This is a genomic window from Aureimonas fodinaquatilis, assembly GCF_008369445.1.
GTDB classification, from domain to species: Bacteria; Pseudomonadota; Alphaproteobacteria; order Rhizobiales; family Rhizobiaceae; genus Aureimonas; species Aureimonas fodinaquatilis.
On sequence record NZ_VTWH01000003.1, the window covers coordinates 13,190 to 38,620 of the forward strand.

19 protein-coding genes are annotated in these 25,431 nt (G+C 56.8%); 7 read left to right on the forward strand and 12 right to left on the reverse strand.

The genetic code is table 11. The features are described 5' to 3' along the window. Positions 1-46 precede the first annotated feature (46 nt). Together FPY71_RS12310 and FPY71_RS12315 are read left to right on the forward strand one after the other, a co-directional pair. The gene (locus FPY71_RS12310) at positions 47-1,207 is read left to right on the forward strand and encodes an autotransporter outer membrane beta-barrel domain-containing protein (RefSeq protein ID WP_188052332.1); all 1,161 of its coding nucleotides are present in this window, start codon (positions 47-49) and stop codon (positions 1,205-1,207) included. Positions 1,208-1,529: 322 nt separating this feature from the next. Then, positions 1,530-3,650, forward strand: a complete 2,121-nt coding sequence (locus tag FPY71_RS12315) for a TonB-dependent receptor domain-containing protein (protein ID WP_149300618.1) — start codon at positions 1,530-1,532, stop codon at positions 3,648-3,650. A 50-nt stretch (positions 3,651-3,700) separates the two neighbouring features. On the opposite strand, the gene FPY71_RS12320 is transcribed toward FPY71_RS12315, so the two are convergent. Beyond that, the gene (locus FPY71_RS12320) at positions 3,701-6,190 is read right to left on the reverse strand and encodes a glucose/quinate/shikimate family membrane-bound PQQ-dependent dehydrogenase (RefSeq protein ID WP_149300619.1); all 2,490 of its coding nucleotides are present in this window, start codon (positions 6,188-6,190) and stop codon (positions 3,701-3,703) included. A gap of 220 nt (positions 6,191-6,410) precedes the next feature. Between FPY71_RS12320 and FPY71_RS12325 the strand changes: the two genes are divergently transcribed. After that, positions 6,411-7,322 (forward strand): sulfurtransferase, encoded by a 912-nt coding sequence (locus FPY71_RS12325; protein ID WP_149300620.1) that lies wholly within the window; start codon positions 6,411-6,413, stop codon positions 7,320-7,322. 103 nt (positions 7,323-7,425) lie between these two features. On the opposite strand, the gene FPY71_RS12330 is transcribed toward FPY71_RS12325, so the two are convergent. Beyond that, a complete protein-coding gene (locus tag FPY71_RS12330) occupies positions 7,426-8,478 on the reverse strand; it encodes an isocitrate/isopropylmalate dehydrogenase family protein (protein WP_149300621.1) in 1,053 nt (350 codons plus the stop codon). A gap of 89 nt (positions 8,479-8,567) precedes the next feature. On the opposite strand from FPY71_RS12330, the gene FPY71_RS12335 reads away from it, so the two are divergent. Further along, complete coding sequence (locus FPY71_RS12335) at positions 8,568-9,248, forward strand: GntR family transcriptional regulator (RefSeq protein ID WP_149300622.1); 681 nt, start codon at positions 8,568-8,570, stop codon at positions 9,246-9,248. 11 nt (positions 9,249-9,259) lie between these two features. Here the strand turns inward: FPY71_RS12335 and FPY71_RS12340 are convergent, their stop codons facing one another. From FPY71_RS12340 to FPY71_RS12360, 5 genes are all read right to left on the reverse strand, one after another. Next, the gene (locus tag FPY71_RS12340) at positions 9,260-10,750 is read right to left on the reverse strand and encodes a tripartite tricarboxylate transporter permease (RefSeq protein WP_149300623.1); all 1,491 of its coding nucleotides are present in this window, start codon (positions 10,748-10,750) and stop codon (positions 9,260-9,262) included. 83 nt (positions 10,751-10,833) lie between these two features. Continuing rightward, positions 10,834-11,418, reverse strand: coding sequence for a tripartite tricarboxylate transporter TctB family protein (locus FPY71_RS12345; RefSeq protein WP_149300624.1), 585 nt, complete (start codon positions 11,416-11,418; stop codon positions 10,834-10,836). Between the two features lie 39 nt (positions 11,419-11,457). Next, positions 11,458-12,444, reverse strand: a complete 987-nt coding sequence (locus FPY71_RS12350) for a tripartite tricarboxylate transporter substrate binding protein (protein ID WP_149300625.1) — start codon at positions 12,442-12,444, stop codon at positions 11,458-11,460. Between the two features lie 24 nt (positions 12,445-12,468). Then, complete coding sequence (locus FPY71_RS12355) at positions 12,469-13,899, reverse strand: aldehyde dehydrogenase family protein (RefSeq protein WP_210246290.1); 1,431 nt, start codon at positions 13,897-13,899, stop codon at positions 12,469-12,471. A gap of 4 nt (positions 13,900-13,903) precedes the next feature. Continuing rightward, positions 13,904-15,505, reverse strand: a complete 1,602-nt coding sequence (locus FPY71_RS12360) for a thiamine pyrophosphate-binding protein (RefSeq protein ID WP_149300626.1) — start codon at positions 15,503-15,505, stop codon at positions 13,904-13,906. Positions 15,506-15,774: 269 nt separating this feature from the next. On the opposite strand from FPY71_RS12360, the gene FPY71_RS12365 reads away from it, so the two are divergent. From FPY71_RS12365 to FPY71_RS12375, 3 genes are all read left to right on the forward strand, one after another. Continuing rightward, the gene (locus FPY71_RS12365; protein ID WP_149300627.1) at positions 15,775-16,959 is read left to right on the forward strand and encodes a YeeE/YedE family protein; all 1,185 of its coding nucleotides are present in this window, start codon (positions 15,775-15,777) and stop codon (positions 16,957-16,959) included. 81 nt (positions 16,960-17,040) lie between these two features. Next, positions 17,041-19,125: an NAD(+) synthase gene (locus tag FPY71_RS12370; protein ID WP_246160514.1), complete on the forward strand. Its 2,085-nt coding sequence runs from the start codon at positions 17,041-17,043 to the stop codon at positions 19,123-19,125. Positions 19,126-19,349: 224 nt separating this feature from the next. After that, the gene (locus FPY71_RS12375; RefSeq protein ID WP_246160516.1) at positions 19,350-20,609 is read left to right on the forward strand and encodes a multidrug effflux MFS transporter; all 1,260 of its coding nucleotides are present in this window, start codon (positions 19,350-19,352) and stop codon (positions 20,607-20,609) included. A gap of 8 nt (positions 20,610-20,617) precedes the next feature. Here the strand turns inward: FPY71_RS12375 and FPY71_RS12380 are convergent, their stop codons facing one another. The 5 genes from FPY71_RS12380 to FPY71_RS12400 form a co-directional block, all read right to left on the reverse strand. Further along, entirely contained in the window at positions 20,618-20,806 is a 189-nt protein-coding gene (locus tag FPY71_RS12380; protein WP_149300629.1) for a hypothetical protein, read from the reverse strand. Between the two features lie 287 nt (positions 20,807-21,093). Continuing rightward, complete coding sequence (locus FPY71_RS12385; RefSeq protein WP_149300630.1) at positions 21,094-21,450, reverse strand: hypothetical protein; 357 nt, start codon at positions 21,448-21,450, stop codon at positions 21,094-21,096. Continuing rightward, positions 21,447-22,712, reverse strand: a complete 1,266-nt coding sequence (locus FPY71_RS12390; protein ID WP_210246291.1) for an ArnT family glycosyltransferase — start codon at positions 22,710-22,712, stop codon at positions 21,447-21,449. Before FPY71_RS12390 ends, FPY71_RS12385 begins: the two co-directional genes overlap by 4 nt. 8 nt (positions 22,713-22,720) lie before the next feature. Next, positions 22,721-24,175 carry a UbiA family prenyltransferase gene (locus FPY71_RS12395; RefSeq protein ID WP_149300632.1) on the reverse strand — a complete coding sequence of 485 codons (1,455 nt, stop codon included), beginning with the start codon at positions 24,173-24,175 and terminating at the stop codon, positions 22,721-22,723. Positions 24,176-24,281: 106 nt separating this feature from the next. Then, positions 24,282-25,211, reverse strand: coding sequence for a hypothetical protein (locus FPY71_RS12400; protein WP_149300633.1), 930 nt, complete (start codon positions 25,209-25,211; stop codon positions 24,282-24,284). Between the last annotated feature and the right edge of the window lie 220 nt (positions 25,212-25,431).

Below are 25,431 nucleotides of genomic sequence, written 5' to 3' on the forward strand. Positions count from 1 at the left end.
TTTGCCGCGCGTTCTGACGCGCGGCATGGTGCGCGCAAACCCTCTGATGGATGACAGAGCACTGACGCCCAAATTCCTCACCCTGTCCGGATGTGCATTGCTCCTTGCATTGCCATTTTCGCCTGCCAGCGCCGGTGAGCACACCGATTCTGCGCTGCGGCAGCACCATGTCCTGAGCGAGAGACAAGGGCGCATGGCACGCGATATGGGGCGCAGCCACATTCAGCGGCTGACAAACCGAATGGAGTGGCTCCGAGACAATTCCGGCGGCTCCAGCGGGTTTGATTTCAAATTGAAATCTCATGCTCCTGCGGCGGATATCAGCGATATGGAACGCCAGTGGCGCGAGATGGATGAGCGCCATCCTGCCGGGACGGGTGATGACGTTAACAGTGCCAGCCCGAAAGCAGAGGCGCTGAAAGCGCAACGCAAGTTTGCCGACGAAGGAATTTCACTCTGGTCTCAAGGTTCGGTCGATTTTGCCCGTCATGGCAATGGCATGCTGGATCTTGATCGAACCAATGCCGGCCTTGGAACAGGCCTGGACGTCGTTCTTTCCCGCAATCTCAATCTTGGTCTGGGATTGGAGTTCGACAGGGCGTTTGGCGAAGCCGGAGAAGATATGCGAGTGCGCGGCCAAAGCTACGGCGCGGCATTTTACGGAAGCTATGCGCCAACCGGGCAGACGTTTGTCGATGTTGCTGTGGGGGCATCGCATATCAATTTTTCCAATACGCTTTATTTGCCGGGCGAGCACGACATGACATCGGCGCCAAGACTTGCCTTGCAAGGGTTTGGATCCTTGTCGGTCGGCTATGAACACCGACAGGGTGATTTTGTGCTTTCGCCATATGGACGAATTGAGGTGGCCCGCACCGATTTTGGCGATATGGCGGAGTGGGCGGTGATGGAAGCTGAAGGCCAGCAGCAGGACCGCAACCTGGCTGTTGTGGCTTTGCGCGGCGAGTATGCCATTCATCTGGATAACGCAACGCTGCGCCCAGGCGCACGGGCAGAGTGGGGCCGCGAGGCTGCTGAGCTGGCAGGTGGCGGCGTTGTGGCTGTTGACCGACGGGAACTGATGGTTGCTCCCGGCTTGAATGCGGATTTCGGTGAAGACTGGTCCGGAGGGGTCGAGTATCAAAACCGGCTTGTGGGAAGCGACCGGACCGAACGGTTTTCGCTGCGGCTTGGCCGCAGTTTCTAAGCATTCCTCGACCGGGCGGACATGTTTCAGAGTCAGGATCGCCCGGTCATCGCGCTGCACTGCTCAATTCCTCAAGTTACACCATGCTGCAATTGTGAAAACCGACTGTTGCCGTGTTGCATCAAAATCGCGTGCGCTAAAACATGATAAAAGAAATCATGTTTTATTTCTTGATAATAAGACTCATATTTTGTAGTGCCTGTTTCATAGGCATCGCCGATGCCTTCCGGAAATTCAGTAAGAGTTCGGACCCAGGTGCTTGACGTCGCCTTCCACAGGCGCGGTCGATGACCTGCGCCCGCAAACTGGGGGACGTCTTGAAATGAGCTATAGGCAATCAAAATCGATATTGCTTGCCTGCACGGCTGTTCTAACCTTGTCGCAAGCATCTGCAGTTCTGGCCCAAACCGCCACCACCGCTGCAGAGGGTGCTTCGCAAGGCGCTCAGGCACCGGCAGCAAACAGTGTTTATCTCTCCACCGTAACGGTTCAATCAGCCCAGGGTGTGGACCCGTATCTGGTCCCCGGCGCAACCAGCGTCATTACCGCTGATGAAATTGAGCAGTTTGGTGGCAAGAACATTGATGATGTGCTGCGGGCCACGCCGGGCGTTTTCACGCGTGACAACGTGCAAAATCCCGGTGTTGCGGTCAATATTCGCGGTCTGGAAGGTTCCGGCCGTGTCAACATGATGATTGATGGCGTTCGGCAGAACTTCCGCTTCACCGGACATGAGGCGCAGGGCCTTGTCTATGTTGATCCGGCATTTTTGGCCGGTGTGGATGTCAATCGCGGTTATGTATCGGGTGTAGGCGGCGGCAATGCATTGGCTGGCTCCGTCAACTTCCGCACCTGGGATGTGGATGACCTGATCAAGGACGGCAAGAATTACGGCGGCTTCCTTTCGGCAACCTACGGCACCAACAAGGCCGGCTGGTCGGAATCTGCCGTTGGTGCCTATCGTTTCAACGAAACATTCGGTTTTCTGGGTGGTATCAGCAAGCGTGACCCGGGGAATTACGACAATGGCAATGGCCAGACAGTGCCATTCACCGAATCGGATGAAATTGCCGGTCTGCTGAAGTTTGAATTCACGCCCAATGCGGAACACAGCCTGAAATTCGGCGCCAACCTGTTGAACGATGATTTTCTGGCGAACTCCTATTACCAGACCATCAAATCGCGCATTTTCAATCTCGGCTATTCCTGGGATCCGACAGACAATGATCTGATTGAGTTTCGTGCCAATGCTTACCGCACGCAGCTGAACATGGATTATGACTACAGCCCGCAATTTGCCACGGGTGGCGCGGCGGCCGGGCGCGAAATTGAAAACACCGGAACGGGTTTCGACATTTCCAACACGTCGCGGTTTGAACTGGGCGGCGTTGCAGTTCGCGCCAATTACGGCGTTGAATATTTCTCCGACAATTATGATGTGGTCAACAGTGCTACAGTTCCGGGCGCCGGCGTGAATGGCAGTGGTGAAAACAGCAATTACAGCATCTTTTCCTCCACCACATTGAGCTATGGCATTGCCGACCTGATCCTGGGGCTGCGCTATGACGGCTACACACTGGAAGGCGATGGCGCTGTCACAGCCAGCAATCCTTTGGGAATGCCGGCCGGACCATATTCGGTTGATCGCTCCGGTGGACGGGTCAACCCAAGCGTAACTCTGGCGCTGCGCCCTGTGGACTGGTTCCAGCCATATGTCACCTATGCTCAGACATCCCGGCCGCCAACCATCAGCGAAACCTTTGTCGGCGGCTCCCATCCGGGCAGCTCCGCACGTATGTCGTTCTTCCCGAATCCATTCCTGAAGCCGGAAATTTCCAAGGGCTGGGAAGTGGGTGCCAACATTGTATTTGATGCGCTGATTGTTCCGGAAGACAGCTTTCGCCTGAAGGCCAATTACTTCAACAACCAGATTCAGGATTACATTGTTGCCAGCTTCGTTGGCGGCACGCACTTTGCCAACGTGCCAGGCTCATCCACTGTGCAGGGCGTGGAAATTCAGGCAGCTTATGACACTGGTCGCTTCTTCGGCAGTCTGGCTTATACGCACACAGATTCCGAGCTGCCATCGCAGGCCAACGGTTTCGGTGCGCAAAGCTATGTGCCCGACGATGTGTTCACGGCAACAATCGGTGCGCGGTTCTTTGAAGAGCGCCTGACGGTAGGCGCGCGCGCTTACGCGGTATCACGCAGCTATGTGGGTGAAGTGAATGTCCCCTCAGGCGTTTCGCCATACGAGCCGGGCTACGAACTTGTCGACCTGTTCGGAAACTACAAGTTCGACAATGGCATTGAGCTCTCCGGCAATATCACCAATCTGTTCGATGAAGCATACACCCCGGCACTCAGCACGCCGCCCGGTGGAAGCGACATTGAAACAGGCCGGGGCCGCACGTTCTTCATGACGGCCAAGTTCAATTTCTGAACGTTTATGACAACGAAAGGCAGATGGCGGTGCAACAGCACCGCCATTTCCTATTGTGGCAACGCATAAGCGATTACGGAATCGCCTCTTCTGGTTCCCAGCGATCCGTGGCCACCGGCGACAACCAGCAGATATTGTCTGCCGTCCGCGCCCTCATAGGTCATCGGTGTGGACTGTCCGCCTGCTGGCAGTCGGTCCTTCCACAATTCCTCACCTGTGGAAACATCATAGGCGCGGATATAATAATCAATGGTGCCGGACAGGAATGCCAGACCACTGGCCGTCATGATTGGGCCACCCAGATTGGGCACGCCCATGGCAAATGGCAGAGGAATTGGCGAAGCATCCCGCACCGTGCCGTTTTTATGCTGCCAGATAATGTTGCCCGTGCGCAAATCCGCCGCGGCCACATATCCCCATGGTGGTGCCTCGCAAGGCAGACCCAGTGCGGAAACAAATGGGCCCATTTCCACGGCAAACGGTGCGCCAAAATTTTCGTTCAATGCCGGAAGCGCGCCGTCAGGGGCCTCGTCGTTGACGACCAGGTTTGTGTTGTCTGCCCGGCGCACCAGTTGCGAGGTGAAGGCAAGATATGAAGGTGTTGTGAAAACAAGCTGCCGCACGGGGTCAACGGCAACGCCACCCCAGTTGAACACACCGAAATTGCCCGGATAAATCAATGATCCTTCTTCGGATGGCGGGGTGAATCGGCCTTCATAACGATATTTGTGGAAGGCAATGCGGCAAGCCATCTGGTCCAGCATTGTCGCGCCCCACATATCCTTCTCGCGCAGGGCAGGCGGATCGAACGACAAGGCCGAAACAGGCTGTGTCGGCGCGGTCTGGTCACCCTCTGCCGCGCCTTGCGGTACGGCGACTTCAGTCACCGGCAACAAGGGTTCGCCTGTCCGGCGGTCCAGAACAAAAATCTCCCCCTGCTTGGTGGGCTGCACAAGAGCAGGCACCATTTCGCCCCTGATCTGCAAATCCACCAATGTCGGTTGGGATGGCACATCATAATCCCATAAGTCATGATGCACCGTCTGGAACACCCAGCGCACCTGACCGGTGGCCAGATCCAGGGCTACTACGGAAGAGGAATACGTGCCGGCTTCCTGCGTTCGGTTGCCGCCCCACTGGTCTGGCGGCTGGTTGCCCATCGGAATGTAAACCAGCCCCAAAGCTTCATCGACACTGGAGATCGACCAACTGTTGGGCGAGTTTGCCATATAGGTCTGGCCGGCAGGCAGCGGCGTTGTTTCATCGGGGTTGCCACTGTCCCAGTTCCAGACCAAGTCGCCGGTCTGAATATCAAAGGCGCGGATAACGCCGGAGGCTTCGGCGGTGGAGACGTTGTCCAGCACCGTGCCGCCAACAATAATGAGATCCTGCGTCACCACCACCGGAGATGTTGAGTAGTAAGAGCCGGGGTTGACGTTTGGCATGTTGTTCCAAAGGTCAATCTGGCCGTCGCCGCCGCCAAAATCGCTGCACACCGCGCCATTATCAGGATTAATGGCAATCAGCCTTCCATCGGCAGTGGGCATGAACAATTTGGCATTGCATGGCCCGGATTCGTGGCCCTCAGCGGCAATCGGCTGCCCGGGGTCACTCCGAACAGCAACCGCTGCCTGCGCCGGTTCTGTTGCAGGCTGAACCGGAGCGTTGTCAGCGGTTGTTTCTGCGGGTGGTTGATAGGAAAGGCCGCGACATGTCAGGTGCTGCAGGGTCAGTTCCCCCTGGATTTGCGGGTCGTAACGCCAGATCTGCTCGCCAGTTGTTGCGTTCAGCGCAATAACAGACTGGTGCGGCGTGCAGAGAAACAGGCGGTCGCCGATCTTGAGCGGTGTAACCTGAAATGTTGTCTCTTCAGGGTCGGTCGGTTCGCTCACATCGCCCGTGCGATAGTGCCACGCAACCTCCAGATCCGATACGTTTTGCGGGGTGATCTGTGCCATTGGCGAATAGCGCTGGCCATAGGCCGTGCGGCCATAGGAGTGCCATTCACCGTCGGGAACATTCAGTTCATTCGGCGCAGGGGCTTCTGCCGAGACAGCCTCGCCGGAAATGCGATGCAGGTCCGTAAACCACGACACGACTGCAACGGCGGTGGCCAGAGCAAGTGATGCGGAAAGCGCCAGCCCAATGCCGCGAAATGCATAGGAATGGCCGGGTATGCCATCCAGCGCTTGCGGCAGGGTTTGCAGGCCCAGCCTGCGGGTGATTGGCGGTGTGAGCAGCACTGCACCAATAACGAAAATCAAGCCGCCTCTGGCTGCAAGAGGCCACCAGTCAAACCCGACCTCCCACAATGCCCACACCAATGTGCCGACAACGATGAGAGCGTAAGCAAGCAAGGCTGCGGGACGACGATTGTAAAGCAGCCAGGCCGTAAGCCCGAAGCCTGCGCCTGCTATTGCATAATACCACGAGCCGCCAGCCGCTATCAGCATGATGCCCCCCGCAAAAAGGGCAACGGCAATGGCAGCCAAGGCAATTGCGGCTATGGAGGTGACGATATTGTGTCGCGCAACGAACATGTTCAACCCCTTCAACATGACCTTTGCAAATGTTGCGCTGACAGACTGCGTCAAGTGGGCGCGGTTTTACACCGGGAAAAGAAGCGGCAGGGCCAGCGTGTCTGTCCGGGCAAAGGTTCCAATAATGCGGCGTATTATGAAATTTTCTTTCTTATTTTGTCGGCTCATTTCGTGAATTTTGGGAACAGGACAATTATAATTTTAAAAATGGAGTGGGTGGATGAATTATTGGACGAAAGTCGGGGCATTTCTAGGCGGGTTGGCCCTGGCCACGACAGCGCAGGCAAGCGAGCCGCTTGTCACCGCACAATGGCTGCAGGACAATCTTGAAAATCCTCAGGTGCGGGTATTTGAAGTCAGTGTCGACACTGGCGTTTACGAGCGCGGACACATTCCTGGCGCCGCCAACCTGAATTGGCACACGGATCTTGTGGACCCGGTCAAGCGCGACATTGCCACCAGAGAAGATTTTGAAGCCAGGTTGCGGGCGTCCGGCGTGTCGGATGACACGACGGTGGTGCTCTATGGCGACAACAACAACTGGTTTGCCGCCTGGGGCGCCTGGGTGTTTGATGTTTACGGCATTGAAGTGAAGCTGCTGGATGGTGGCCGTAAGCTTTGGGAAGCACAGGGCCTGCCGCTTGATACTTCCACTCCGGATTTTGCTGCCTCTGACATCACTCTGCCGGAGCGTAATGAGGAATTGCGCGCCCGACTGCCTGAGGTGCTTGAAATCGCAGAAGGCAAGCGCGACGCGAACCTTGTCGATATTCGCTCAAATGACGAATATAGCGGCAAGGTTTTCGCTCCGGAGGGAGTCAAGGAATTGTCGCTGCGCGCTGGCCATATTCCCGGTGCAGCAAATGTGCCATGGGGCGCAATTGTTCAGGAAGACGGAACGTTCAAACCTGCTGATGAAATTCGCGCGATTTACGCAGAGCAGGGAATTGATGGGTCAAAGCCGATTGTGACCTATTGCCGGATCGGCGAGCGTTCATCGCACACATGGTTCGCGCTGAAGCGCATACTTGGCTATGACGTGAAAAACTATGATGGTTCGTGGACCGAATACGGCAACGCCGTTGGCGTGCCGGTGGTCAACGTTGCTGGTACGGTCTGGACCGGCAAATAACGGCTATTCAGGTTGCAAGTGAAAGACGGCCCGTGTGGCCGTCTTTTTTGTTTGCCGCACACCATGCTGCGTGCGAATGCGCATTGCGGCATGCGGGAAGCAGCTAGATCAATGCCGCTATAGCCTGACCGGCGGCCTTCGTTCCAAGATTTCCCCCCACATCATGTGTCGCCTGCCGGGTTCGCAAGGCGGCTTCGACCGCGCCCTCAATCGCGCCGGCCGCGTGACAAAGATTGTTGATGCGGTTGCGCATGCCAAACCAATGCAGCAGTTGCGCTGTCGACAGGATCAGTGAAATCGGATTGGCAATATCGCGTCCGGCAATATCCGGCGCCGATCCATGAGATGCCTGAGCCATGGCATGGTGCGTTCCGGTGTTCAGCGAGCCGCCCATGCCAAGGCTACCAGAAAGTTCGGCTGTCAGGTCAGACAGGATATCCCCGTACATGTTGGTCGTCACCACCACGTCAAAGCGCGCGGGTGTCCGCACCACATGCGCCATCATCGCATCGACCAGAACATCATCCGTTTCAACATCGGGATACTCTGAAGCCACATCACGGCAAATGCTGAGAAACAGGCCATCTGTAACCTTGAGCACATTGGCTTTGTGAACAAATGTGACATGGCGATTGCGCGTGCGTGCCAGCTCAAACGCGCTGCGGGCAATACGCTCGCAGCAAAGGCGTGTAATGCGCCGCAAAGCAATTGCCACATCCGGCGTGACAAGTATTTCGCCGTTTCCGGCCTCCATGTTCCGGTCGGTGTAGAAGCCTTCGGTGTTTTCCCGAACAACAACCATGTCAAACGGCCCGACCTTATTGGGCACGCCTTCGTATGAACGGGCAGGCCGAATATTGGCAAACAAATCCAGCCGCTTGCGAAAAAACATCGAAGGATTGATCTCGCCCTTCGACTCGTCCTTGAACTCAAATGTTGCGGCCGGTCCCAGAATCAGCCCATCGGCAACGCGCACCTTGTCCAGCAGTGCCTCGGTCACAGTGGCTCCGTGCCGGGCAAGGCTGGCATGTCCGACAATCTCCTCATCAATGTCGATTGTCAGATCGAACTTTGCGATAGCGGCCTCCAGAACGCCGCGCGTTGCGGCCGCAATTTCAGGACCTATCCCGTCGCCGGGCAGCAGAACGAGTTTCATTGAACTCTCCAGGTGCAATAGTGTACATGTGCATACGAGCGGCCTGCGCCTGTATTTTCGCATGCCGGATGAATTTGAAGGCGAGAAAGATGTCCCGAGCAAAAGCCAGCCCCATGCCCAAAAGAGAGGGCACCTCGCGCGATCTTGGCCTGGAGGCTTACAGCCAGCTCAAGGAAGCCATTGAGGATGGCGTTATAGTGCCTGGAACCCGCGTGACCGAGCTTGATCTGTGCGAAAGGTTCGGCATGTCGCGCACCCCCGTGCGCGAAGCCATCTACCGACTGGAATCGGAAGGGCTGCTCAACCATGTTCCACGACGTGGTCTGATTGTTACCCAGCCCGACCACCAGATGATTGTCGAACTTTACACCATGCGTGAGGCGCTGGAGGGCACTGCGGCCAAACTCGCTGCACAGCACGCGTCGGATGCCGAGCTGTCCACCCTGGCTGAAATCAACCAGCAGGAACCTTTGCTGTTCGCCGATCCGCGCTCCTTGAGCCGGCTTAACCGGCGCTTCCATAACCTGATCAGCATGTCTGCGCACAACCGGTATTTGCTCAAAAATCTTGAGAATATGGCGTCCACGATTGCGCTTCTGCCGACCATGCTTGATATGGAAGGCCGCCCGCAGGAGGCGCACAGCGAACATCGCGATATTCTTGACGCGGTGCAGAGCCGCAATGCCGAGCATGCAGAAGAAGCAGCACGCGCGCACATTCGGTCGGCGGGTCGTCGAAGAATTGAGCTGCTGTCTCGCGGCGAGGGGTGAAAACGAAAGCCTCATTTCGCGCTCCGCGCATCGCGGTAGAGCCGAATGGAAGACATGGCGATGATAAGGGCGGCTGCCGCAATGAAACATGCCGAGATCGGACGTGTGAGAAATATTGTGAAATCGCCCTGGGCAATATTCAGCGACTGGCCTAGGGCGCTTTCAATCGGCTTGCCCAGAATGAAAGCCAGAATTGCCGGTGCCAGTGGGTAATTAAGCCATTTCAGCCCGGCCCCCACCAGCGTGAAGAATGCCAGCGCCAGAATATCAAACGGGTTGCTCTGGACGGTGTAGACGCCAATCAGTGAAACCACGACGATGATTGCGCCGATTAGCGTTGCCGGAAGGCGCAGGATCGAAACCCAGATGCCGATCAGCGGAAAACTCAGCGCCAGCAGAATGCCGTTGCCGACAATCATGCTGGCAATCAGACCCCAGGCCACATCAGGGTGGTCCCGGAACATCAGCGGCCCGGGAGTAACCCCTTGGATCATGAGCGCGCCGAACAGGATCGACAATGCAGCCGAGCCGGGTATTCCAAGAGTCATCAATGGCAGAAAACTGGCATTGGCAAAGGAATTGTTGGCGGTCTCCGGTCCGGCCACACCGGCAAGGGCGCCCTTGCCGAACAATTCAGGTGTTTTGCTGACCCGACGCTCCACCGCATAGGAAAAGAAGGTGCTGACGGCTGACGCCATTCCCGGCAGAATGCCGAGCAGGCCGCCAATCAATGTTCCCCTTGCTATAGGGCCAGCGCTTTCGCGCAGATCGGATGCACGCGGCATCAGCCGTGAGATTTTGGCGGCTGAACCGCCAGTTGGCAATGGTTTGAACAGGCTGAGGAGCACATCTGACAGGCCGTAAAAGCCCATAATCAAAGCCAGAAGCGGGATGCCATCGAGAAGATTGGTGTTGCCAAAGGTAAAGCGTGGCAGACCCAGGGCAGGGTCGGTGCCAATTTGCGACAGCAACAGGCCGAAGACCACCATCATCAGACCTTTGATGATGGAACTGCCAAGCAGCCCTGCGGCCAGTGTAAGGCCAAGCAGCATAAGTGTGGCGTATTCAGGCGGCCCGAGTTGCAGGGCCAGCCGGCTGATGGGCAGCGCCACCAGGGCAAGCGCTATGGTGGCGCAGGTGCCGCCAACAAAAGAGCCGATTGCTGAAATGCTGAGTGCAATGCCGGCTTTGCCCTGCTTGGCCAGCGGATAACCGTCAAATGTGGTGACGATGGATTCTGACTCGCCGGGTATGTTCATCAATATGCTGGTTATGGTGCCGCCATAGGCTGCGCCATAAAATATGCTGGCGAGCATGATGATCGCCCCGGCAGGATCGAGATGATAGGTGATGGGAATGAGCAGGGCCATGCCGGCGCTTTGCCCCACGCCTGGCAGAATGCCCACCAGCATGCCGGTCAGACAGCCAATCAGTGCAAGGGCCAATGTCTGCCAGGTGAAAACCACCTCGAAGCCCTGCATCAGGCCGATCAAACCATCCATGGCGAAATCTCCGTATTGCCGCTAACTGTTTGTTTTGTCGCATTGTCGTTTCGGTGAAACGCAACCGTTTCGCCGCGAAATGCTCAAAGCCCGATGGAAGACAGAAGCGGCATGCTGGATGTTGGCAGATTGACCCCCAGCAATATGCCGAAGGCCAGATAGGCGATGACCGCTGCCGCCACTGCCTCGACCGCGCTGCGCATGGCTGGCCGACCCAGAAGCGTCATTGCTGAAAATGCCAGGAGACTGGTGGAAACGATGAATCCGGCTGGCTCGATCAACAGGCCGTAAGCAAACAGCGTTGCTGCCAGAAGGCCGAACCGGACAAGGCTGCCAGGTGTGACCACCATCGGATCCTCGTCTTCATCCAGATTCAGCACCGCCACGACATTGTCGGGCGAGGGTTGGCTGAGCCGCCGCTTGCTGTGGGCAGACAGCACGAGTGCGCTGGCTTGAATGAGACCCAGTACAAGCATGGCGATGGTCAGGCCCCGGATGAAAAACCCGGGCCCTGGTCCAAAACGTGTGACCACCTGAAGGTCGAGGCTGGCTATCAGGCCAACCAGGCCCAGAGCAATCCAGACGCTACACCCTATCCATTCCTTCACGATTGCGTCTCCCGGAAGTTTGCCCTGATTGGCAGGGAATTGGTGCCATGGCGCCGGCATGCCCGAACCATCCGGACAGTCATGCCGTATTGGTTTGGCTTATTTCGAGGACAATTCGCGGAACTTATCGACCTGCGGGCCGAATGTTTCGTCCATATCCTGCCAGAGAGCCTTGGCATCAGCCGCGTTCAGATACCTGATCTGGACGGCACGGGTGCTGGCCAGTTTCTGATAGTCCGGGTCAGATGTAATTTCAGCGATGGCGGTCTCCAGCGTCGAGACAACGTCATCGGGAAGGCCTGCTGGACCGATCAGAACCCGGTTGGTCGAAAGGCTGACATCAAGCCCCTGATCTTTGGCGGTTGGAATGCCTTCGATTTCCGGGCTGGGTTCATCAGCCAAAACTGCGAGAAAGCGGATGTCGCCGTTTTGAGCTGCCGGGTGAAGTTCGGAAAATGTGTCGCTGACTCCGGAAATATGGCCGCCCAGCAACGAACTCATCAGCAGGCCTGGTTCGGTGATTGCCGTCCAGTTGATGTTAACGTCCGCAGCCTCGCTGACCATCATCAGGCCAAGATGGCCAATGGCCAGCGCACCGTTACTGGCCACTGTTATGTTGGAATTCGATTTGGCATCTTCCACCAGGTCCGTCAGGGTCTGGTAGGGGCTGTCTTTGGCAACGGCCAGCGCAACCGTGCCGTAGTCATGCATGGCAATGGGGGTCAGATCGTCCAACGTGAAATTGCCGCCGCGATCGGGGTCAAGATACAGCATGTTGGATGCCGGAATTGGCACGAATGCCAGCGTGTAGCCATCCGGGTTGGCAGGCACAACGCGTGACAACGCCTGCAACCCGCCGCCGCCGGGATAGTTTTCAACGATGAATGTGCCGCCAAGCTTTTCCTTGAGTGCGTCGGCGAGCATGCGGCCCGCAATGTCTGTTCCGCCGCCCGCGCCAAAGCCGATCATGATCGTGACCGGTTTGCCCGCCGCGGGGTAGCTATCCTGTGCATGCGCAAGTGAAGAAAACAGCGACAGTGCCGTCAGTGCTGCCGTTGTTGCTGCCAGATTTGCGAAGTTTTTCATTGGTTTCCTCCATCCGGTTTTTATTCACATTCTGATGGTGACAAGGCGCTCTTCCGTCATCTCCGCCACCGCGAATTTGGGTCCTTCCAACCCGAACCCGCTGTCTTTGACGCCGCCATAGGGCATCAGATCAATTCTGCTGGAACTGGTTTCATTGAAGTGCAGTCCGCCGACATCCAGACCTTCGATCGCCTGCGAAACGATATCGAGATTCTTGGTGAAAACGCCGGCAGCAAGTCCGAATGGCGATGCATTGGCGCGCTCGATGACTTCCGCGAATTCGTCGAATGGCAGCACAGCCAGAACAGGACCGAACACTTCCTCGCAGGAAATCCGCATATCAGGCTTCACATCCGTCAGAATGACCGGATGAATCAGCGAACCTTCCCGCTTGAATGGGGTGGCCAGGCGGGCACCCTGTGCCTCAGCCTCTCGCACCCATGCTTCAACGCGGTCTGCGGATTCCAGCGAAATCAGCGGGCCGATGACCGTTCCTGCCGCCGCTGGTGAGCCGACAGTCATGGCATTGGCGCCACGAACCAGACTGTCCATCACTGCATCCAGAATGGAACGGTGGACATGCAGCAGTTGAATGGAACTGCAAACCTGTCCCGCCTTGCGAAAGCTGCCGGCTACCACTTTGGGCATGGCGCTGGCCAGATCCGCATCGGCGCACAGAACCGTTGAGGCTATGGAGCCGAGCTCCATCTGGGTTCGGCGCAGGCCAGCTTTGGCCTGAATGCTTTTGCCCACTGCAGTGCTGCCGGTGAAAGTTATGAAGCGAATGCGCAGATCGGCCACCAGCTTTTCAGCATTGGCACTGGTGCAGGGCAGGTGCGCAATGAACCCGGAGGGAACGCCAGCTTGCGCAAGAACCTCGACCAGCAGCGCGGCCACGGAAGGCGTGGCCGATGCGGGGCGCAGGATCACCGGATTTCCCGCGGCGAATGCAGGCGCGACCTTGTGAGTCACAGTGTTAAGAGGTGAGTTGAAAGGCGTGATTGCCAGAACTGGCCCAACAGGCACCCGGCGGGTGAACCCCATGCGCCCTTGTCCATGCGGCGAGCCGGTCATCGGCACCATCTCTCCGGTCAACTCCCGGGCCGCTATGGCGGCAAGACGCAATGTTTCCTGACAACGGTCAATTTCACCGTCTGCATCAGCTTGCGGAAAACCCGCCTCAATTGCCATCAGCTTGCGAAACTCATCTCTTCGACTGGCAATCAATGGAATTGCCCGTTCAAGAATGAGCGCACGGGCATTCGGGCTGGGCGCTCCGGCGCGATGCGCTGCCGCCGCTGCGCTGAGCGCCTGCTCCAGCTCCTCCGGCCCGGCCAGAGAAACAGATGCCGCAATGGACTGGTCGAACTTGTCGAGCACGTCCAGGCTGGTTGAGCCCTTGACCCACTGACCGGCGATGAACAATTGGGTTTTGATATGACTGGGATGAAGCATCGGACTAAAACTGAGCCATATATTGTGAGGGATCGATATGAGCGGCGATGATGAGAGGGCGATCTGATGCCGGGCCATCGCTCATCGCTTTTTCAAGCTCTGCAGCAGTGTCGACCCGAACGGCATCGCAGGCCATAGCGCGCGCCAGCATGACAATATCGGTTTCTGGAATCGTCGTGCCAAAGCTGGGGAATTGCCGTGCGTTCTGCTTCAGCTCAATGCGGTTCAGGCTGTTGTCGCAGAACACAACGACCGTTATACCAAGATTGAGGTGACTGGCGGTGCGCAACTCGCCCTGAACCATGGCCAACCCGCCATCGCCGGTAAAGCACACGACGTTGCGTTCCGGCATCAGCAGCTTTGCAACAATGGCGGCTGGCAGGGAATAGCCCATGGATGACAGGCCATTGCTCATCAGCATGGTTTTGGGAAGGCGGGAAACCCAGCCTTGCCCGACCAGAAGCTTATGCGAGCCGACATCAGTGGTCGCGACCGTATCGTGCGGGCTGGCGGCCAGAACAATATCCACCAGATCAGTCGGGTTGAGGCGGCCGGAAACACGGCCAGCAGAATAGAGCGCGCGCAACGCCGTTCGATGCGATGCCAGTTCACATTCGCTCCAGCGGGCGCCGGAATCATGGATCGCATCCGTCAGTGCATCAACCGCAGTGGATATGTCGCCGACAATCTCGATTTCGGCACTGTAGATCTGGTCGGTATTGGCGACAGAATCAATGTGGATGGTTGGGGTCTGCACAGTCCATGGTTTGATCAGCTCCACGGCATCGAAGCCGACATTGAGCAGCAAGTCGGAAGATTTCAGAAAGTCCCAGACAAAGGCGTTGCAGGCCATATCGAGCGTGCCGGCATAATACGGGTGAGTTTCGTCAATGATGCCCTTCGCCATCGGCGAAACCACCACCGGACAGCCCAGCTTTTCGGCCAGGCGCGCAATGGCCGCTCCTGCCTTGCCGCGCACCGCGGATAGACCGGCCAGAATGATCGGGCGGCGGGCATTGGCCACGGTTTTTGCCGGGTCGCGCACGGTGCCATAAACGTTCAGACCATGTGAAATGGCCTGCAGGGGCGGCATGATGATGGCATCGTCCGTTGCTTCCGCACCAACAACATCGCCGGGGGTGGAAATGTGCACCGGACCAGGCCTGTCCGCCATGGAGACGCGATAGGCCTTGCGCATGATCGTCGAAACGGTGGTTGGCAGAATGCTGGTGGTCCACTTGGAAATTGGCGTGAACACCTGGTTGTGGTCGATAACCTGATGAGTGAAATAGGGTTCACGGCGGCTCTCAATCTGGCCGGAAATGGCAATCATGGGAGCGCGGTCGCACCATGCGTTTGCAACCGCATTGACCAGATTGGACGATCCGGGCCCAAGGGTCGAAAGCACGACGCCCGGCTGATCAGTGATCTGACCATAAGCCTCTGCCATCAGACCCGCCGTTCCCTCACGGGTACCAAGCACAAATTCCGTGCCGTGCAGTCTGCAGGCTTCCAGAAATGGAACGCTGGGATCTCCCGGGTATCCAAACACGAATCTGGTGTTGGCCGCCGCTAGATAGCGAACCATGACGTCCGAGCAGTTCATGAATTCCTCCGAGCCGAGCGTCGATTCCGACACTACTTCTTGTTGTGGCTACATTTGTACGCAGTTGTATACTTTCATGTCAAGCACGTGAAAATCTCAGGTAACTTCTGGCAGATGCAGGAAACTGAACGGCTGAAAAACAAGGGGTTAGAGCGTTTTCTCATTTCCGCGAAGCGCGGAAATGGTCTAAAGCACCAGAACGAACCAGCATCACCGATTGCTGATGCTGCGTCTGATGCATTTTTGTTTGTTGCGTTGAAGGAAAAGCCATGAGCTCGGTTGTCCGGCGGGTGTTGCTGCCAGTTGGTATTGTTGTTGCAATTGCGTTGGTTGCATGGCTGGTGCATGCGCGCCCCGGCGGGCGTGACCTGTCATTTTCGCTCTTGGCAGGCGCAGCATTTGGCCTGGTTCTGCAACGAGCCCGCTTCTGCTTTCTCTGCAATTTTCGGGACTTTATCGAAAAGCGTGAGCCGCAGGGCCTGCTGGCCATCATCATTGCGCTGGCTGCCGGGGTGGTGCTGTATTATGCAGTGATCATGGCGTGGGTGCCGGTACCGCAACCGGAAAGATTGCCGCCAAATGCTCATATCGGTCCGGTCGGCCCGGTTCTGGCTTTGGCAGCATTTGTGTTCGGCATTGGCATGGCCATTTCCGGTTCGTGCCTTTCCGCCCACTTTTATCGTCTCGGCGAGGGGTCACCAAGCTCCCCCTTCGCCCTCATTGGCGCGGCAATCGGTTTTGTCATCGGGTTCCTGACCTGGAACTCGCTTTTTACGCTGTCGATCTATTCCAATGAGGCACTGTGGCTTCCACATTCCCTTGGCTATTCAGCAACAATCCTGCTCAGCCTTGGCCTTTGCGCGCTTCTTGCGTTTCTGGTGCTGTATTTTGCATCCGGCAAAGAGCAGACGGTCACCACCACTCTGACGCTGAAAAGCGCTCTGGCCAGTGTTTTTGTAAACCGTTGGCCGCCAGCCGTAGCGGGAATTGCCGTTGCGGCAATTTCTGCCTTCGCCTATTTTCGTGTAGCGCCACTTGGCGTAACGGCGGAACTGGGCAGCATCGCCCGTACCGCAGGAACTTCCGCCGGCTGGTTGCCGGAAACCTTGCACGGGCTGGATGGATTGCGCGGCTGTGCCACTGTCATCAAGCAAGCTCTGCTGTCCAATAACGGGCTTTTTGTCATGGGCCTCATTGCAGCCAGTTTTGCCTCGGCACTTGCCGCAAACAAGTTTCAACCGCAACGGCCACGGCCCGGACAGATTATCAGCGGGCTTACCGGTGGCATTCTTATGGGTTGGGGTGCAATGACGGGGCTGGGCTGCACAGTCGGTGTTCTTCTGTCCGGCATCCATGCCGGTGCGGTTTCAGGTTGGGTGTTTCTGATTTTCTGCACCGCTGGCGTCTGGCTGGGGCTGATGGGTATGCGCAGGTTTGCCCGGCGCGCCGCATAGCTGTAATACAAAATGCCATGAATGGCGCTGGTGGCCGGGTGTTCCCGGTTTCGGCGCTGCACGCCAGCAGGGAATGATACCGTGTCTCACAATGCAGTTTCGCCGGCCGCTCCCTTTCAGTCGTTTCACCGCCATGGGTTCGCAAGGGTGGGCGCTGCAACGCCAGCCATTGTGCTTGCCGATCCTCAAGCCAACGCCGCGGCAATTCTGGAACTGGCTGTTGCGGCAAGCGACAAGGCGGCGGATCTTCTGGTGTTTCCGGAACTGGGGCTGACCGGCTATTCAATTGATGACCTGCATCTGCAGGACAGTCTGCTGGATGCCGCGGAACACTCACTGCTCTGGCTGGCACGAGAAAGCGCACAGCTTTCTCCGGTTTTGCTGGTGGGTGTACCGCTGCGCCGCAACAACCGCGTTTACAATTGCGCGGCTGTGCTTTCCCGCGGGGCCATTCTGGGTGTTGTACCGAAAAGCTTTCTGCCGAACTACCGGGAGTATTATGAAAAGCGATGGTTTGCGCCTGGGATCGGACTGTCCGGCCTGACGATTGACCTCGGCGGCAAAGACGTACCATTTGGCCCTGATCTGCTGTTTGCAGCGCAGGACTTGCGCGATTTCGTGTTTCACGCCGAAATCTGTGAGGATTTCTGGGCACCGAACCCGCCCTCCACAACGGCTGCTTTGGCGGGGGCGCTGGTCCTGTGCAACTTGTCCGCTTCCAATGTGACAGTTGGCAAATCGCGAGAGCGGCACCTGCTTGCGGCATCCCAGTCCATGCGCTGTGTCGCGGCCTATGTTTACGCGGCAGCCGGTCCGGGTGAAAGCACCAATGATGTGGCCTGGGACGGGCAGGGCATGGTGCACGAGCTGGGCGAACTTCTGGCCGAGTCCGCACGCTTTGCCACCTCGGCACAGATGGTTCTGACGGATGTGGATCTGACGCGCATCCGGCAGGAACGCATGCGCACCGGCACGTTCAATGACGCGGCCACGGCAGCGGCACATCCTGAAGCCCGGTTTCGGCGTGTTGAATTTTCGCATCAGCCGGACTGGAGCGACAGGGGCCTGATGCGGGCACTGCGCCGGTTCCCTTATGTTCCAAATTCCGCAAAGCTGCTGGATGAAGACTGCTATGAGGCTTTCAACATTCAGGTCCATGGGCTGATCCGACGTTTTGAAGCCACGCCGGGTGACACGATGGTCCTGGGCATTTCCGGCGGGCTGGATTCAACTCACGCGCTGATCGTTGCGGCCAAAGCCTGTGATGTGCTTGGTCTGCCTCGCCGTCAGATTCTTGGTTTCACCATGCCCGGCTTTGCCACCAGCGATGAGACCAGAGACAATGCATGGCGGCTTATGCGGGCAGTGGGCGTGACGGCGGACGAAATTGATATCAAACCCGCTGCCCGGCAGATGCTTGCGGATATGGGGCATCCATTTGCCAACGGGCAGCCGGTCTATGACGTGACATTTGAAAATGTGCAGGCCGGACTGCGCACGGACTATCTGTTCCGGTTGGCCAACCAGCGAAATGGCTTTGTTATTGGCACAGGCGATTTATCAGAAATTGCGCTGGGCTGGAGCACATATGGTGTTGGTGACCATATGAGCCATTACAATGTTAATCCCGGTGTGCCGAAGACCTTGATCCAGCATCTGATCCGCTGGTGTGTTGCCACGAAGCAGTTTGATGACGCGACGGGCGAGATTTTGACAGCCATTCTGGCGACGGAAATTTCACCCGAACTGGTGCCGGCCGATGCGGAAGGGAAAATCCAGAGCACACAGGACCGGATCGGTCCTTATGAGCTGCACGACTTTTTCCTTTATCATATCATGCGGCATGGGCAGTCGCCCGCCAAGGTGGCCTATCTGGCGTTGAATGCATGGCAAGATGCGGCCCGGGGCGAATGGCCCCCCAATTTTCCGGAGGCGGCACGGCACAGCTACACCTTACCGCAGATTGCACGCTGGCTGGAAGTTTTCCTGTTCAGGTTTTTCCAGACCAGCCAGTTCAAGCGCACGGCTATGCCCAATGGCCCCAAGGTTTCGTCCGGCGGTGCCCTGTCTCCGCGCGGCGATTGGCGTGCACCGTCTGATGCCGTGGCAAACAGTTGGCTCGTGCAATTGCGCGCCGCGTTGAAGGGAGAATTGGTGGAAGATTAGGCCGGGCAGGTTTCCGCGTGCTTCCCCCACTAGTAATATGCCTTACTTACTATTAAATAGGGTCGGTGCATCTGCCCTGTTGATAGCATTTCCCGTCGAAACCGCTGAGTTTCAACGGCAGGACAATGTGACAAACAAAGATTTAGAACAGTCTCGGTGATCGAACATACCTGAAATGGTCTGGGATGGACCGGCCACGACCCGAAATTCAAGAGGCATGAATTATGACGCGTTCGATGGTATCGGCAGGGCGGCAAGGCGTCGCGACTCCGCATCCGGGAATGGGCTTTCGCGAGTTTGTTGCCATTGTCGCTTCCCTCATGGCTGTGAATGCGCTTGCCATTGACGCCATGCTGCCTGCCTTGCCGCAAATTGGAGAGGCGCTATCGATAGCAACGGAAAATCAGCGACAGTTTATCATCACTGCCTATCTCCTGGGATTTGGTGTGGCTCAGCTTGCCTATGGGCCGCTGTCCGACCGCTTCGGGCGGCGTCCTGTGCTGCTTTTTGGCCTTGTGATCTACACAATCGCCAGCTGTGCGGCGATGCTTGTCACATCGTTCGACCAGATGATTTTCGCACGGCTGATGCAAGGTGTGGGCTCGGCGGCGGCGCGGGTGCTTGCCGTTTCCATTGTGCGCGACTGTTATTCAGGACGGCAAATGGCGCGTGTCATGTCCATAGCCTTCATCATGTTCATCCTGGTGCCAGTCATCGCACCCAGCGTCGGCCAGGCCATTGTGCTGGTTGCGCCATGGGAGTGGATTTTTCTGGTTCTGGGACTGGCGGGATTTGGTCTGGCGAGTTGGATCATGCTGCGCCTGCCGGAAACCCTTCCGCCTGAAAGGCGCAATCCTATTGTGCTGTCAGCAGTATTCGCGGCTTTTCGTCTGGTTGCTACAAACCGCCTTTGCCTTGGCTACACTCTGGCCGCGGCGTCAATTCTGGGCTGCCTGTTCGGCTTCATCAATTCTGCGCAGCAGATCTTTGTTGATGTGTTCGATACGGGGTCTGCCTTCCCGATCTATTTTGCCAGCATCGCGCTGTTTATGGCGCTGTCATCCTTCGTCAATTCCAGAATTGTCGAGAGATATGGCACGCGTGTCGTTTCGCACACTGGTCTGCTGGCCTTCACATCCATAGCGATCATCCACGCCAGCATGGCGCTCAGCGGCCATGAATCACTTGTTGTGTTTCTGGTTCTGCAATCATTGATGATGTTTTGCTTTGGTCTTGTCATGTCCAATTTCAGCGCAATGGCCATGGACCCGGTTGGCATGGTAGCGGGAACCGCCGCCTCGTTTCAGGGTTTTGTCACCACGGTGGGCGGCGCTTTGTTGGGCTTTTACATCGGCCAGCATTATGACGGCACAGCCACCCCCGTCATTCTGGGCTATGCATGTCTTGGCATGCTTTCGATTGTGATTGTTCTGATAACTGAAAAGGGACGGTTGTTCCGTCCCACAGTCACCGCATCCAGATAGACACCGGGTTAATTGACAGTGCCGCCAACGTCCATAATGTCTTTCTCGGCAAGGCGACGGGCTATTTCTCGGCCGGTGATAAACAAGGCGGCATCCAGTGCGGGCAAAACCTGTTCCATGCTGGCATCCAATGCGATCTGCCTTGACTGCATCAGCATGTCGGCAAGGTAATCTATATCTTCATCCATATACGACATCTTCGATTTCCTTCGCTTCACTCTTTATGATTGTGCCCTGTCTGTGATGCGGTGTGACGCAAGCACGGTCTGCAAATAGTGCGACTGTATGCCTGAGCCGCAAAAGGGCATGCGCTTTTTGGGGTGCAATGTATACGTGTTGACAAATTCCGCTAGTCTAACAACGTATAGGTATGTATTAAAAAGGAAATATGAATAGAAAAACACGATAAATTTTGGAAAGTTTTTGTGTCTGCAGCGTGTGGCAGGGCGATCCCGCGCTTATCGCTGGCGGGATCGCTTGATTCTCAGTCGGCGCGCGCGCTCAAGGCCAGTCCAACGATAATGAATGTCAAACCGGCCACGCGCGTGGTGCTGATTGATTCGTAACGAAGAGCTACGCTCACCACCGTCAGGGCAACCATCGCAAGCGCGGTCACCGCGGTGTAGGTCAGGCTGAGGGAATATTGCCGGACCGCGGCAACAAAAGCGGTCAGCAGGATAACCGCGCTGATACCGGCCAGCCAGGACCACGGGGACATCAGCAGACTGATGATAATGCTTTTCAACGATTCCGGGTTAACACTTTGTCCGGTTTGCTTAAGGCACAGATTCAGCACCACATTTGCCGCGGCTGCGACAAAAATCAAAGTCCAGTGGGTCATGCGGCTTTTCCAACTGCTGAGCGTTTTCGGTTGCAATAGTGCTGCCCGGCTTTGCCCAGAGACAGTGCCGCCAACATAGCGATAAAGGGTGTGCTGGCCATGTGATAACGATCTTCGACCACGATGATCGCATGCAGCAAAGTGAAGTATGCCCAACCGCCAACGGCAGGGTGAAACAGGCCGAAAAAGCCGCCCTGCATGAAAAGAACGGCCGCGCCCGCCAGTGCAAGCGCAACGACGGCATACCAGTAGCCAGTGCTGACCAGTTTGAACAAGGTCGGACCGATTGCGCCAAGCTTGCTTTCAATCGCGGCTTCGTTCCACGCGACGCCTATGGTTTCGCGGCTGTGCAGTTTGACGGCTTTGACCACGGTGTCCGTCGCAAAACGAATTGGATTTTCAGCAATATAGCCTTTGGCAATCGCAGACAGCGCGGTGGCGCGTTCGGTTTCGCTCATGCCGTTTACCCATTCGGGCAGTTCCATATAGCCGCCCGTGCTTTCAGGGTTGTTGCCCATCCAGAAATTCGGGCCAAAATTGGTGGAGACCAGAACCGGTTCGCCAAATACCAGGTAATTGCGGTAGGTCCACGGTGACACCACCAGCACGATCAGCAGCGTCACGACGATGCAGCGAACACCGGTCTGCACAAACTTGCGGCTTATAGTGGCAGTGGCTATCGCCACGGCGGCTGGCAGAAACAGAATGACGGGTCGCATATAGGAGCCAAGGCCCCAGATCAGCCCGCACAAAGCCAGGTTGACCCAAACCTTGCCTTCACGTCTTTCCCAGAAAAACCAGCCTGCCGTTACCAGCGCGATGAAATAAAGCTCGCTGGAAAGTATGGTGGTGAACAGAATGAGGTTCGGCCAGAATGCAATGATTGCGGTTGCAACGAGGCCGTAGGGGCGGCCAAAATAGATGTCGCCCAATCGGTTGATGAAATACATGGTTGCGAAACTGGCAATCAGGTTCAAAACCACGATACCCAGGAAGCTGTCACCCAGCACCATATAGGTCAAAGCCGCAACGGCGGATGTGCCGACTGGCCAGTAAGCGCCCGGTTCATTGGCATTCCAGCCATAAACCCCGTGGTTCACAATGTTCCATGCAAAGGTGTTGTAGGCGGAGCTGTCGGACACCGGCTCCACCGGTATAAACCCGGCCCAGACAATGCGAATGACCATGCCCGCGCAAACGATGAGCCAGAACCAGCTTTGCGTGGAAAGGGATGCACCGCGAGGTGCGGAATTTATGGACACGTCGCTCATCACCACCAGACCTTCGTTGCTGCCAGAACAATAGCGACAACCAGTACACCGGTGTAAAGGCTGATGCGGTCACGCATGGCGAAAACTATGGGATCATCGTTCATAAAGCCCCGGTCTGTCATGACGGCCATGCGGGCAAGCCAGTAGAACAGCACAGGGCAGACCAGCCACAGGATTTCCGGCGTGGCATAAAGCGCAGCAACGGATGGGCTGGAAATATAGAGAGCCAGAACCAGAACCGAGGCTTGACCGGCGCTCACCGCCATTGTGCGCATCACTGGCAGGTCGCTTGTGAAATAGCCCCGGCCCAGCGCCACAGCTTTATCCGCGCTCAACTGATCCACCAGTTCCGCCTGCCGCTTGATGGCCGCCAGCGAGAAAAAGAAGAACATGGCAAAGGCCAGCAGCCAGGGTGACAACAGAATGCCGGTTGCCGCAGATCCGGCAATGATGCGCATTGTGTAAAGGCCGGCCAGCGCCACAACATCGACCAGAAGCTTGCGCTTGAGCCAGAAGGAATAGGCAAAGGTCACGACGTAGTAAATTGCCAGCACCGCCAGAAATGCCGGGGGTGTAAAGGCGACTGAAACGACCAGCGCCACGAGAATGAGCACAGCGGCCAGAGTCAGGCCCTGTGACGCCGTGAGTTGGCCGGAAGCAAAAGGCCGGTTTCGCTTGCGCGGATGCGCGCGGTCAGAAGTCAGATCGGCCAGGTCGTTGAGAATATAGACGCTTGAGGCCGTGAGGCTGAAGGCGATCATGGCTGCCAGGGCCGCGCCCAATGAGCCGAATTCATGTGAGGCCAGGATAGGAAGCAGGATCAGAGCATTCTTCGACCACTGGTGCGGGCGCATGGCTTTGAGAAACATGCCAGCGCGGGTTTTCGAAATTGGGGCTATGTCCTCAATGTCGATGCCCAGCTTTGTTGCCGCGCGCAGCAGGGTGCTGTTGGCCCGCACCGCCAAGGCGCGGCGGGCGCGCGCCCAGACTGCAAGGTCGGCGCGTGAATCGCCGACATAGTCAAAACCGCGCTCGCCATAGCGCGAAACCAGATAATCGGCTTTCGCCTGCCCGCGCAGATTGTCTGCATTGTCGGTAATGCCGCCAGTTCCCACGGCCTCGTCAAACAGCCCGAGATAGTTGGCTACGGCTTGCACCTGCCGGTTATCGGCAGCGGAAACCAGAACAGTGCGCCGACCTTCTTCCCGCGCCTTGCGCACATAATCCAGCACGGCCTCATCATAGGGCAAGGCTTCAGCCGGAATGATGCCACGCGCGGCAATCTGCTGCTTGAAAGCCGCTTTGCCAGCACGAAGCCAACCAAAAAATTTCAATATGCCAATAGGGTTGGCGGCAATTGTTGAAATAACAGCCTCATGCAGCGTGTCGGTGCGGCAGAGGGTGCCATCCAGATCAATCACCAGAACCGGTGCTGGTTTTGTTGCGGCATTCATAAGGGCCACCTGGCTAAAATCCAGAACATCAGGCCCTTTCGGGCCCTGAGTTCGTGTTGAAAAAATTGCATCAAAAAATCTGAGTGGCCGCCGGAGCGGCCGGTTTTCAGGAAACGCCGGAACCCGGGTAGCTGGTCAGAACCTTCCAGACGATTTCCTGCATCTTGGCTGCCATTTCCGGGCTTGGTTTCTGGCCCTGGCGGATGTTGGCAGGAAGTCCACGCGGATCCTGGTTATAAATCATGGCGTAGTGCGCCAGAGTGATGAAATAGGCGCCAAGATCATTGATGTGGATGTCGTCAAGAAACAGCTCGGAAGCGTTGGTCAGACCCGGAACATTGCCGGCTTCGATCTCGTCATACAGTTCGGCAAACAGAAGGGGACCAGGGATCATCCGTACAAAGGGCGAACCCTCCGGACGGTTTTCGTTGACATAGGCAGCAATTTTTTCCCAGCGCGCCCATTCCAGCGGCATGCGCTCACGAAATGGAATGTGGCCTTCAACATCCTTGTATGGGTTGATGTAATCAGGTCCGCTGGTGATCTCGACCCATGTTGCATAGAGCATGGTCTCGGCACCTTTGCCGTCATTGCCATTTTCCCAGGCATGTTTGGTCCAGCGCAAAGCCTCCTCATCCGACTTGTGCCAGACTGTGGTGCCAGACAGCGAAACACGTTCGGTCAGCACCAGAAGGTCATATTTGCCAATTTCGGTTTTGGCATTGGGCAGGGGTGTTGTCGGGTGTGCCCAGCGCCAGTCCATGGTGCTGCCGGGAATGGTGGATCGGGCAACCTGCACCATTCCACCGCCCTGGGCAGCTATCATTTTTTCCAGCATAGGCGGAATGGGATCCGTCAGGCTGTGGCCGGATTGTATAACCCGCAAGTTGAAATCAACCGGCTTGTCCTGGGCGTTTGCCGGAACAGCTATTGCCCCTGCAACAATGCCGAAGGCCAGGCAAAGGGGACCAAGCCAGCGAAATCCATGCCGCCGCTTTAAAATTCCGCCTGTGTCTCCGCTTCGAAAATCCATCATTGCAAAAAGCCTCTCGCCTTGTTTCAATCTGAGGGAATACAAGCTTTTAGACGTAGGCAGGTCAATTTAGCCCATGGGTGATCACTATCCTTCATCCGGCGTAGGGCGGTGTATCCCAAGGCTCATTCTGTTTCGGAATGATGTTGGAACCAAACATCACTTGGCAGAACGGGCGCGGCGGGCAAAATGCTAGAAAATCCGATTGGCTCAGAGCGAAACA